This window comes from Croceicoccus esteveae (assembly GCF_031846435.1).
Classification (GTDB): Bacteria; Pseudomonadota; Alphaproteobacteria; order Sphingomonadales; family Sphingomonadaceae; genus Croceicoccus; species Croceicoccus esteveae.
The window spans coordinates 1-9,797 of sequence record NZ_JAVRHS010000021.1 but is presented as its reverse complement, the minus strand read 5'-3'; the positions used below and the strand labels follow the sequence as shown (position 1 = coordinate 9,797).

General features: G+C 59.5%; 8 protein-coding genes. 5 read left to right on the top strand and 3 right to left on the bottom strand.

What is annotated here, in order from left to right:
• The first annotated feature begins 654 nt into the window (after positions 1 to 654).
• From RM533_RS13480 to RM533_RS13465, 4 genes are all read left to right on the top strand, one after another.
• Positions 655 to 2,088: a TolC family protein gene (locus RM533_RS13480; protein WP_311341748.1), complete on the top strand. Its 1,434-nt coding sequence runs from the start codon at positions 655 to 657 to the stop codon at positions 2,086 to 2,088.
• Entirely contained in the window at positions 2,081 to 4,339 is a 2,259-nt protein-coding gene (locus RM533_RS13475; RefSeq protein WP_311341747.1) for an ATP-binding cassette domain-containing protein, read from the top strand. The genes RM533_RS13480 and RM533_RS13475 overlap by 8 nt, the downstream gene beginning before the upstream one ends.
• An 18-nt stretch (positions 4,340 to 4,357) precedes the next feature.
• Entirely contained in the window at positions 4,358 to 5,500 is a 1,143-nt protein-coding gene (locus tag RM533_RS13470) for a beta-barrel domain-containing protein (RefSeq protein ID WP_311341746.1), read from the top strand.
• A 173-nt stretch (positions 5,501 to 5,673) separates the two neighbouring features.
• Entirely contained in the window at positions 5,674 to 5,919 is a 246-nt protein-coding gene (locus tag RM533_RS13465) for a hypothetical protein (RefSeq protein ID WP_311341745.1), read from the top strand.
• Positions 5,920 to 5,966: 47 nt separating this feature from the next.
• On the opposite strand, the gene RM533_RS13460 is transcribed toward RM533_RS13465, so the two are convergent.
• The 3 genes from RM533_RS13460 to RM533_RS13450 form a co-directional block, all read right to left on the bottom strand.
• Entirely contained in the window at positions 5,967 to 7,067 is a 1,101-nt protein-coding gene (locus RM533_RS13460; RefSeq protein ID WP_311341744.1) for a replication initiation protein, read from the bottom strand.
• Positions 7,068 to 7,345: 278 nt separating this feature from the next.
• Positions 7,346 to 8,353 carry a ParB/RepB/Spo0J family partition protein gene (locus tag RM533_RS13455; RefSeq protein ID WP_311341743.1) on the bottom strand — a complete coding sequence of 336 codons (1,008 nt, stop codon included), beginning with the start codon at positions 8,351 to 8,353 and terminating at the stop codon, positions 7,346 to 7,348.
• 46 nt (positions 8,354 to 8,399) lie between these two features.
• Positions 8,400 to 9,548 carry an AAA family ATPase gene (locus RM533_RS13450; RefSeq protein WP_311341742.1) on the bottom strand — a complete coding sequence of 383 codons (1,149 nt, stop codon included), beginning with the start codon at positions 9,546 to 9,548 and terminating at the stop codon, positions 8,400 to 8,402.
• Here RM533_RS13450 and RM533_RS13445 point away from each other — a divergent pair.
• A partial coding sequence (locus tag RM533_RS13445; RefSeq protein WP_311341749.1) for a hypothetical protein occupies positions 9,451 to 9,797 on the top strand: 347 nt, incomplete at its 3' end. The two genes, RM533_RS13450 and RM533_RS13445, sit on opposite strands and share 98 nt — an antisense overlap.

Sequence of the window (9,797 nt, the reverse complement as noted above, 5' to 3'; positions counted from 1 at the left end):
GCCTTTCGTCATAATTTCCGTATCCCTGAAATTGGTGCATGTATTCTTAACGCCGGGCATCCTGTCAGAACAGACCCGTGGCGCAAGGTGCATAACACTTGCCTCTAACTCACCAAACTCTTTTTTGCCGGGTTTTTGATCCAATTTCACTGACATTACCGGCAAGCAATGTTCGGCGACAAACGCGACACCTTACGCACAGCCAGGCAAAATGATCCTGTCCTTTTATCATGAGGGCAGTGATGAAGATGTCATTGTGGTATTCAGGCCACACAGTCGCGCGGGTTTTTGCTTTGCGGCGCATCCGTTTGCCATTAGGAGCGCGGCGCAAGTCGGTGGCGGGAAATGGCCCATAGCGGGGAATGGGTGACATCCTGCTGCGCTCAGCCTTTATTCAGGACTTTAATTTACGAGGGCATGAAGCCACGCAGGCAAAGTGCCCTTGCCGCCTGCCATTCGGGCATCTGTATGCAGGCAGGAATGCCAGGATCTTTTTCCGACACGTGTTTTGCCTTATCCGTCACGTCGGCCTTGGCAGCCCTGCCGATCACTGCGCTGCGTCCTGTTATCAGGACGCGTGATCCGGCAGGGGCGAATAGTGCGGGCGTCAAGCGGCAGGATTTCGGGAGCCTGCAATCAGGAAGGTGGTTCAGCTTGGTTTTCAAGGGCGGGGTGGCAATCAGCGGATTGATGCTGATGCTTGTCGTGCCGACGGGCATGATCACGGCGCAGGATGTATACGGCCCGCCCGTGCCCGGCGATGTCGCGGGCGCTGTCGTCAGCCTTGATCCCCCGGCGGCCGTGCCTGACGTCCTTGGCGCCACAGCATGGCTGGCGGTGCATACCTATCCTTCCATCCGGGCGGCAGAGGCGACCATTCAAGCATCTGGCGCAGAGGTACGCGCGGCCAAATGGCGCCGCTTTCCCGGCGTGACCGTTGCAGCGCGGGCAGGACGCGACAGGAACAATGTCTTTTCCCCCGAGCTGCGGATCAACCAGCCCTTGTGGACAGGCGGCAGGATTACCGGCGGGATCGCACGGGCAGAAGCAGTGCAGGACACGGCCGAAGCGCAGCTTGGCGAAACGGTTCAGGACCTCACCTTGCAGGCCGTGAACGCCTATTATGGTGTCGTGGCGGCCACGCGGCGCGAGGAAATCCTGAAAAAGAGCCTGCAGGAGCATCAGCGCCTGGTGGAATCCATGGCGCGCCGGGTGGAACAGGAAGTCAGCCCGCGTTCCGATCTTGAGCTTGCCACATCGCGCACGGCGCAGGTGCGACAGCAGCTCAGCCTCACCATTGCGCAGCGCTATACCAATTTGCAGCGCCTTGCCGAACTGACGGGAAGAACCGAGTTCGAGCTTGGCCCGGTGCCGGAATATTCGCCCAGCCTGCACCATCCACCGACCACGGCCGCAGTCGTGCAGGCGCTGGCCTGCGACCCCACGCGCCGCAGGCTGCTGGCGGAGGCCGACATTGCCGAGGCCGAGCGCAAGATTGCGCAAGGAGCCATTCTGCCACGGGTCGGCGTGCAATTGTCGCAGGACGATGATTTCGGCACGCGCTTTGGTCTTATCGTCAGCGCCCAGACCGAAGGCGGGCTGTCGTCCCTTTCGGCAGCGGAAGGTGCGCGGTTGCGCGCGCAGGCCAGCGACCTGCAGATCTCGGTGGTGGAGCGGGAGATCCGCGAGCAGATCGTGCTCGACGTGGTCGAGAACACCACATCGGCAGGCACGATCGAAAGCAGCAGCGTCGCGGCGCTGGCCACAGAACAGGTGACGGAATCCTTCGTGCGGCAGTTCATCACCGGTCGGCGCACCTGGCTCGACGTGATGAATGCGGTGCGCGAAGGCACCTCTGCCGAACTGACGCTGGTCGATGCGCAGATCACCGCCATGGCATCTGCGGCAAGGCTGCTGCTGCGCACCTGCGAGTGGCGCCCCGACCTCATGGGCGCTGATCCTGCGGCAACGGGGCCTGCGACAACTGGGATTGCGCCGGCCATCGTGCCTGCCGGCCTCACTCCTTATCAACCAGCCTATCAGCCGGTCGATCCGAATGCCGCCAATTTGGAACCTGTCAGTGAATAGCAAACTCAACCATCTGGTCGAAATCTTTGCCCGTCAGCGCGGTGTGGAACTGCCGCCGGACTGGGCGATCAACACCAGCGACACGGATCTGGAGGATGAAGGCGCGCTGCACCGTCTGGCCGATGCGGTGGGCTGGAAAACGCCCACGCCGGTCAAGGGACGGCCGCGGCCCAACCAGTTTCCCCTGCTCATGCATGCGCCGAACAAGGGTTGGGGCATTGCCGAGCAGTGGGAAAGCGTTAATACGGTTCGCGTCAACCGTGGGGGGCGCAGCGAGCGCTGGACCCATGGCGGCGGCGCGCGCTATTTCGAACTGTCGCTGCCCCGCGCGGTCGAGCGTGAGAATGTGCCCAAGGCACTGTCCGTGTTCTGGCGCGCCATCCTGCTGCGCAAGAAAGTGTTCGTGTCGGCAGTGGTAGCCACCGTTGTCATCAATCTAGTGACGCTGGCAACCTCGCTCTATTCCATGCAGGTCTATGACCGGGTCATTCCCCGAAGCGGGTTTTCCACGCTGTGGGTGCTGACCGTGGGCGTGATGTTCGCGCTGTTCATCGATTTTGCCCTGCGCACCACGCGCGCGCTCATGATCGAGCGGGAAGCGGCAAAAATCGATGCCGAGGTGTCGGAGTTCTTCTTTGCCCGCGCCCAGGCCGTGCGGCTCGATGCCCGGCCCGGTGGCATCGGCACCATGGCTGCACAGCTCAGGGGGTTGGAACAGGTTCGCTCGCTGCTCAGCTCGGCGTCGATCTTCCTTGTCGCCGACCTGCCGTTCGCGATTTTCTTCATCTTTATCATCGCCAGCTTGGCCGGTATCGTCGCCATCGTTCCAGTCATCAGCTTTCCGCTGGCACTGGGCCTTGCCTATCTTATCGCGCGGCTGATCCGCAAGGATACCGCCAAGGCGCAGGTCAGTGGCAACCGCAAGAACGGCCTGCTGGTGGAATCGCTCGACGCGGCCGAAACCGTCAAGGCCAATCGCGGCGGGTGGCACATGCTGTCACGCTGGAACAGCCTGATGGACGAACTGCAATTGCACGAGGATCCGGTCAAACGCTGGTCCGCGATCGCCGGTTCGGTGTTCGGCAGCCTGCAGCAGATTGCCTATGTCGCGATCATCGCCATCGGCGCGATTCAAGTCAGCAACGGCCGAATGACCATGGGTGCATTGATTGCCTGCGCCATCATCGCCGGTAGGATCAATGGCCCGCTGGTCAGCCAATTGCCCAATTTCCTCATCCAGTGGGGCTATGCGCGCTCTTCGCTGGGCGCGCTTGACGCCATTCTGGCCCTGCCGCTCGACCGGCCAACCGAAATGGATACGCTGCGGCCCGAGAAGCTCGACGGACCGATCCGGTTGACGGATGTGCAATTTGCCTATCCCGGAGCAAGGTCGGGGCTGAATATTCCGCGCTTCGAGATCAAGCCGGGCGAACGGGTCGCCATCATCGGCGGCATCGGTTCAGGCAAATCAACCCTGCTGCGCGTGCTGGCGGGCCTTTATGCGCCAGCGCAGGGCTCGGTCACGATCGGCGGGCTCGACATGCATCACGTGGCAGAGGATATCCTGCGCCGGCATGTCGGTTACCTGCCGCAGGATACCCGCATGCTGAACGGCACGCTGCGCGACAATATCCTGCTTGGCGTGCCAAATCCGGGTGACGACGTGCTCATGGCGACGGCTGCCAATCTTGGTCTTGCACCCATGATCGCATCGCATCCGCTCGGCCTTGACCTGCCAATCTCGGAAGGCGGGCGCGGCTTGTCGGGCGGGCAGAGGACCCTGGCCGGCCTGACCCGGCTGATGCTGGGCAATCCGCGCGTGTGGCTGCTTGACGAGCCGACCGCCAATCTCGACCAGGCAACAGAGGCGCGGGTGCTGGGTGCGATCAAGACGGGGCTTTCGGCCGACAGTACGCTGGTGATCGTGACGCACAGGCTCCAGCTGCTGTCGCTGGTCGACAGGGTCGTCGTCGTGACCAATGGGCAGATCCGGATGGACGGCACGCCCAAGGACGTGCTGGCCAAGCTGCGCAAACCCAAGCCGGATACCAAGAAGATCGAGGCAGGAAAGAAGCTGCCGGCCGCGGCCAGGGATGCGGATGGAACGGACAGTCATGCTGCGACGAACGGGTCGGGCAGCGGCGGTCCAGATGCAAGCGGACCTGCTGCAAGGATCGGTCCAGAAAAGGACTCTGGCGGCACCAGAACCGGCACCGAACCCGGCATTGCGCCTGCTCTTGCCAGCGATTGATTTTTGCGAAAGCCCGAGATGATCAAGCAATCGAATATCATTATTCTTGTCGCCGCCGCCGCGGTTCTTGGCTTTATCGCCTGGTCCTTGTGGGCCGAGCTTGACCAGATCACGCGCGCGCCCGGCACCGTGGTGCCCAGCGGCCGGATTCAGATTGTGCAAAGCTCCGAAGGCGGCATCACCAGCCAGATGCTGGTGCGCGAAGGTGACCGGGTGAGGAAAGGGCAGTTGCTGGTCGTGCTCGACAAGGTGAACCAGACCGCTGCGGTGCAGGAAAGTGTCGCGACGCTGGCGGATCTCAAAAGCCAGATGGCGCGCATCCAGGCAGAGCTGTTCAACCGGCCGCTGGTGTTTTCCGCCGATATCCGGGGCAACCGTGAATTCATCGCCAACCAGACCGCGCTTTATCACCAGCGGCGGCGTGCCTTGCAGGCAGAGCTGAAGAACCTTGACGACATGCTCAAGCTTGTGCGGCAGGAACTCGACATGAACATGCCGCTGGTCGACAGCGGCGATGTCAGCCGCTCCGAAGTGCTGCGCATGCAGCGCACCGTGGCCGATCTGGAAGGGCAGATCACCAATCGCCGCAATGTCTATCTGCAGGAATTGCAGACCGAATATGCGCGTATCCAGGGCGAACTTGCCACTGCCGAGCAGGCCTTTGCCCAAAGGCAGCAGGCGCTTGAACAGGCCGAACTTTACGCGCCTACCGATGGCGTGGTCGTCAATGTGAAATACACCACCATCGGCGCGGTGCTCAAGCCCGGCGACGAGGTGCTGCAGATCGTGCCGACCCGCGATACGTTGATCGTGGAAGCGCGGGTGCCGCCTGCCGATATCGCTTTTGTGAGAAAGGGTCAGGAAGCCTCGGTCAAGTTCGACGCCTATGACACCTCGATCTATGGCGCAGCACAGGGCCGGGTCACCTATGTCAGCGCCGATACGCTCACCGAGGAAACTCCCGATGGACCAGTCAGCTATTATGCCGCAAATCTGGAAGTCGACACCAGCAAGATGCGTCCGCGCCATGCCGGTGATGTCATCGAGATCCAGCCTGGCATGACCGCCACGGCCGAAATCAAGACCGGCGAGTCCACCGTGTTTCGCTATCTGACCAAGCCGATTTTGAAGACGACCGGCGAAGCGCTGGGAGAACGGTAAGCGGCAGATGCAGAACAAGACAGGCGAAGAATGGGTGGGATCACGCTTCCGGGCAATGGGCGCGGTAGGCTATGTCCAAACCATGCCGCTTGTTTCTACAAGGCCGCTTGTTTCTACGAGGATTGCCATGACGCGGAGCCTGTTGCCGGGCAGCGATCGTCCTGGATTTGGCCGTGACTGAATGGCAGACGGATCTTGCCGGTTGTTTTGACAATCTTGACCGGTTGTTTGCCTATCATGCCATGGATGAGGACCGGGCTTTTGCCCTGCTGGCCAAGCTGCGCGCGCAGGGCATTGGCTGGCGTACACTGAGCGATGCAATCCGCGCCTTGCTGGATGGCGATGGCTGTTCGGTTCAACATGTGGAACTGCAGATGCAACAGGTAGAGCAACGTTTTCGGCCATGGCTTGGGGATTGATTGCACAAGGCCGCGTTTCTTCTGAAATCCTTTGCAAGCGAATTTTTTCAGGTGCTGCCACGCTGCCGTGTCCAGCTTTTGCAAAACCCTTCCCATGAACTGAGCAGGCGCGCTCCGCTCAACCCCTGCAGCCGACCACCCATTTGTTCCCGATAAGCCTGGGCAATGAGGTTCTTGTCCCAACCCCCGCCATGCTCTCGGGCAATGCGCACGATGGGCTGTGCTGCGTAATCGATTGGACCTGACAAGGGAAAGACCAGCAGCGCTGGCAGGGTCACGACATTATCGCCGCGATCGCCGGCAGCTTTCTCAATGGCGGCTTCCTTTCTGGTTGGGGACATGGCCGCATCCGACGGTTTGGAGTGTCGGACGCCTTCAGCTGACCCGGCGCCGGTCTTGAGCGCAAAACGAAAATCCAGTGCCTCTATGCGGCGACCCCGGCTCGTGCTGCGGACCTCTGTCCACTCGAACGTGAAATGTGCAATCTGGTCTACTTCCTGCTTTGCACGCATCAGGACCGACCGGCGGAATTCTGCAAAGTTCACCAGCGATCCTGCCGGCACACCCAGCTTCTCGCGCGCTTCCTCGACACTACCGTGCCAGCTCTTGTCGCGTCGGCCAATCAGCAGACAGCCGATTTCATAGACGCCAAGTGCATATTTGGACTGGAAAGCCAGCAGTGCGGCACGGTTGATGCGAGCGTAATAGTCCGATCCTTGCAGCATCTGGCGGGCGGGTTTTGAAAACTCCCACTCGATGATGCTCATGCCATCATCAGCGGTTTCCTCGATGTTCCAAGCAATGAGCGCTGCTGTCAGAACGGCATCGCGGCCCCTTGTCGACAAGGTCGGCATCTTGAACTTCACGTCCATCAGCTCATCGAGAATGTTGTTGATCCGGTCGTTGCTTTCGTGGCTGCCGCGCAACTCCTTTTTGGTGATGGTATGGGAGCCGGAGCGCCACGCATCGCCGCCGGCCTTGGCGATCAGCAGGGCAAGCACCTTGCGTGCCGACAGCGACGGCGATGCGCCGCGGGCAAATTTGGCCTCGATAAGTTCGCCAGGCTTGATCACCACCCGCCGCCCTTCCCGATCAGCGCGATGCGCCGCCTTCAAAGTTCGGCCTGTCGGGATTTCGGCTTCCTCCATATGGGTTTTATTATGCGACGGGATCACATTGAGCAACACACACAGAACGCCCCATAAGTCACATTAAACCGCCCCATAAGTCACATAGTCCCGCCCCATAAGTCATATTAAACCGCCCCATAAGTCACATTAAGGTATCCTAGATTGTTGAAATATATAGCGATATAACCCTGTGAATCCTTAGAATCCTTAGAATCCTAGAAGCTCCCGCGCTATGCTTGGGTTTGTTGATTAAAGATCATGTGCAGGTGAGAGGACAGCGCCTAGCCACGAGAGCCTCAGGGCCAATGACGGTCCAGCACTGTCTTGAGCGCTGCTTCCACATCCTTGCGTGAACCCCCCGCATGCAGAAGCAAGGTCAGGTGCAGACCTTGGCGATCCTTGTTTTCTACACGAAGAAGAGGATTACCAGCTTTTGAAGACAGGATGGATTTGGCTGCAGATTTGCCAGTGGTGCGAGATGTCGGCTCAGTCTGTGCTGCGCGTGCCAGGGCTCGAATGATGTCTGGCACAGACTGGTTGTGCGTTACAGCTTCACCAGCAATGCGCGAGGCTTCGGCAAAGACCTTTATCCGGCTCGCTTCGGGTTTGAGCAGCGGCTTGATTGCGGTAATGTGTTTGATCCGCAAATCGTGCGGCCGTGCAAATGCAACCATGATCTCAGCCGGCAACCGGGCCAGGTCGAGATAGCGGCTCAACCAGCTTTGCGTAACGTTCATGCGTTCGGCCATGTCCTTTTGCCGGCCTTGATAATAGCTGTCGAGCGCACGCAGATAATCACGCGCACGCTCCAGATCCGTGAGATCGTCACGTGCCCGATTTTCAAGGTCGGCCAGCCTGAAGGCCTCCTCATCCGACAAATTGCGGATCTCGACGAGATACCTGAAATCGGGATAATTATGAGTGCGCAGCCAGCTGATCGCCCAATGCCGCCGCGCTCCGCAAACGACTTCAAAATCATGATGAGGGTCATCCTTCACCCTGCGTACGATGGCGGGGATTTCCTGGCGGCCTTGCGCCTTGATACTTTCAATAAGATCGGCGCAGCGCTCTTCATTCAGCATGCTGTATTGTCGATTGTGACCTGGCCACATCCGGCAGCGTGCAGGGTCGATCAACTCTTGCGTTCTGGTAATGGCACTGCCTGCTGCCAGCTCTGCAAGGCGGTTTTCCCGATCGGCCAGAACATTGGTGCTCATTCCTGTTCGCCGCGGTTTCGGATTGGCATCTGGCTTGTCAATTCCGGCGGCCAGATCGGCAATAAACCCTGCGTTTTTTCTGCTCATCAAAGCTCACTCCGAGACCAAATTGCACCGGTGCAATTTTGCTGTTTCATGCCATCTCCTCCTTGCGCAGACGGGCCAGATGGCTTGGCCACATGGAACGAATATCGATCTCGATTTCGCTGTTCACGCCATCGAGATAGGCAAGGCAGCGGTTGCGGACCGCGCTGCTCGTGATCGGGCCATCAAGTTCATAGACGGTCATCAGCCGGGCAGTTGCATTGTCAATCTCTGCTGAATCCTTGAGCGGGGTGCGGATCATGGCGTGGCCAAATACCGTGCGCATAAGGTTCATCATTTCCTTCTGCATGGATTTGTTGTCGCCAGCCTTGGAAGCGACAAAGCGCAGGAAACGCAGATTGGGCGCCATGCCTCGTTCTGCCAAGGTTTCGATGGTTTCATCGAGCATGGCCAGAAATGCCGCAGTGGAGGAGAAATCCATGACTGTCGGAGGCACCGGCACCACCAGTGCATTGGCCGCGCGCAGCACCGAAAGCGAGATCGCTCCAAGCGCCGGCGGCGGATCGAGCACCACGACATCAAACCGATTGGCAATGCTGGCAATGCCTTGGGCCAACCGGTCGACCAGACCGCCTTGGCCGCGCGCCATGCGGGCTGCGATTTCATATTCGGAGTTGAACAGGCGAAGATTGGCAGGGATGAGCTCCAGCCCGTCAAAATGCGTCTTGCGCAAGGCATAATCGAGCGAGGTAATTTCGTCCTGCCGCAGGAACGGGTAGAGCGTATCATCTTCCGTCAGATCAAGATCGGGCACATAGCCGAACAGCGTGGTTGCAGACGCTTGGCTGTCGCAATCGATCAGCGCGACGCGGTAACCCTGGATCGCCAGATATTGCGCCAGATGCACAGACAGCGTTGATTTGCCGACACCGCCTTTGAAGTTCTGTACGGCCAGCACACAGCAAGGATCCGTATCAGCCCGCCAAGGCTGCGTTCCAAAATGAGCGCGCATGGTGTTGAGCTGTGCCAGTGTATAGCCGCCCCGCCGATTGCCAGCGGTTCGCCTGGGGAGTGGCAGGCGCCCTTCTTTTTCGGCGTCACAGATTGCAGCCGGGGTGCGGCCGACCAATTCTGCCGCCTTGCCGATTGGGAAAACCGGCTCGTGCCTTTCGTCCGATCTTGTACTGCGGGCAGCGTCGCGCAGTCTTTCCAACACCGAAGAGGTTCGTTCAGCCAAAGCCGTTACAGATGGAGTGGATTGCGCGATTTCATTAGGGAGGGATTTAGCCACAGGTGCCCTTTCGTTTGTAGGAACCTCTAAAGCCGGTTTTGCTTCTTTGCCAACGTTACGAAAATTTCGCAAACTGACGCGCCGCGCAATCTTGAATGACCTATGGATTTGCGAAATTGCACCGGTGCAATTTCCCCGATTACGGCTTTGCTATGGCAGTTCTGGTGCACGTGATGATGCGGTATTTTTGGCTAA